Below are 1,694 nucleotides of genomic sequence, written 5' to 3' on the forward strand. Positions count from 1 at the left end.
TGTTCACTCGTTCCGAATTTAGATATTGAAAGCGTGAGCGCGTATCAACGTTGAATTTTTAGACCGTCATGCAAGAACATATCATTACGTCTTACGTGGGCGTCGGACCGCTCAAGTTTGGAATGACTCGGGGCGAGGTTCATCAGTTATTGGGCGCGCCGTTATCTACAAAGAAAAGCCGCTTCTTCGATGAATCAAGAGAATATTGGAGCGAGAACGGTTTGCAATTAACTTTTTCGGACGCGGGTGATGGATTGGTAGAGATTGGCCTGTCTCCTAACCTTCCAAATGTCCAATTGAACGGACTCAAATTGTTCGAGGTTCCAGGAGCGTATGCCTTTAAGGTTCTGCATGATTGGGACGATGCACCGCTTTCAAGAACTGGCACGAGTGTCTTTCTCAAACTCGGATTAGCTGCCGGTGGTTTTTTATACGACGATGACGATACCAAATCGGTAACGGCTTTTGCAAAAGGAAGATGGGATGATTTGCCATCAGAGGAAACTTGAAGCCTCTGATCTCGCAAGGTCTTATCGATCTTTTCTAAAAAATGAATAAACATGGGCCGTTCGAAATTTTCCCATTAATGGCACCGAGAAAATCTGCTCCGGCATGACACCCTAAGAAATCGACGCAATATACGGTGCAGCAGAGAGTGTCCGCCTTAATCACTTGAAGAAAAAAGTAGTGTTCCGCTCGTTCACGAATTCAGATATTGAAAGCGTGAGCGCGTATCAACGTTGAATGTTTAGACCGTCATGCAAGAACATATCATTACGTCTTACGTAGGCGTCGGACCGCTCAAGTTCGGAATGACTCGGGACGAGGTTCATCAAATATTAGGCCAGCCGTTATCTGCCGATAAAAGCTGGTGCTCCGAGGAATTAACAGAATATTGGAGCGAGAATGGTTTGCAACTAACCTATTCGGAAACGGATGAAAGATTGCTAGAAATTAGCCTGTATCCCAATCTCCCAAATGTCCAATTGAATGGACTCAAATTGTTCGAAGTTCCGGGAGCGTATGCCTTTAAGGTTCTGCATGATTGGGACGATGCACCGCTTACAATCGCTGGCGTGAGTATCTTTCTCGAACTCGGATTAGCTGTCGATGGTTTTTTTCACGACGATGACGGTGCTAAATAGGCCTCGACATCGCGACCGACCGTGTGCGGCTGGCGCTGCTGCGCCGTAGCGGTCGCCGCGCGCAGTTATTGAAGCTGACGCAGCGGCTCACCGGCGGAGTGATCTGCCGGGACGGACAGATCACCGACTTCGAGGCCTTGACCCTGATCTGCCGCTCCCTGCTGGACGAGGCCGGCTGCCAGGGTGCCGCCCTGGCGCTGGCGGTCCCGGTGCAAGGCCTCACCGGACGCCGCCTCGTGCTGCCGGCTGACAGCCACCCGGTACAACGCTGGCGGCAAGTGCAATCCGAACTCGCGGCCCACGGCATCGGCGCTGACGATCACGCCATGGACTACCGTGAACTGGGTCCGCCGCCGGGCTCGCCCTCGGACCAGCAGGTACTGGCGGTGGCCGCCTCCCGGCTCATCATCGAAGACCGCCTGTCGCTGGCTGCAGCGGTGGGCCGGCCGCTGGTCACCCTGGCACCGGAAGACCTGTGCCTGGCCGCCTGGCTGCGCGAGGACCGGCTTCCCGGCGAGGCCGCCGTGCTGCGCCTGGATCGAGCGCCCG

General features: G+C 54.0%; 3 protein-coding genes. All 3 read left to right on the forward strand.

Annotation, left to right across the window (positions count from 1 at the left end):
* The first annotated feature begins 68 nt into the window (after positions 1-68).
* Positions 69-509: a hypothetical protein gene (locus tag I5W_RS23165; RefSeq protein WP_044531016.1), complete on the forward strand. Its 441-nt coding sequence runs from the start codon at positions 69-71 to the stop codon at positions 507-509.
* Positions 510-758: 249 nt separating this feature from the next.
* Positions 759-1,145, forward strand: a complete 387-nt coding sequence (locus I5W_RS23170) for a hypothetical protein (protein WP_044531017.1) — start codon at positions 759-761, stop codon at positions 1,143-1,145.
* An 8-nt stretch (positions 1,146-1,153) separates the two neighbouring features.
* Positions 1,154-1,694 (forward strand): pilus assembly protein PilM (pilM, locus tag I5W_RS23175; RefSeq protein WP_252717192.1); only part of this gene is annotated, 541 nt, incomplete at its 3' end.

The organism is Herbaspirillum sp. B65 (assembly GCF_000333555.1).
Classification (GTDB): Bacteria; Pseudomonadota; Gammaproteobacteria; order Burkholderiales; family Burkholderiaceae_D; genus Herbaspirillum; species Herbaspirillum rubrisubalbicans.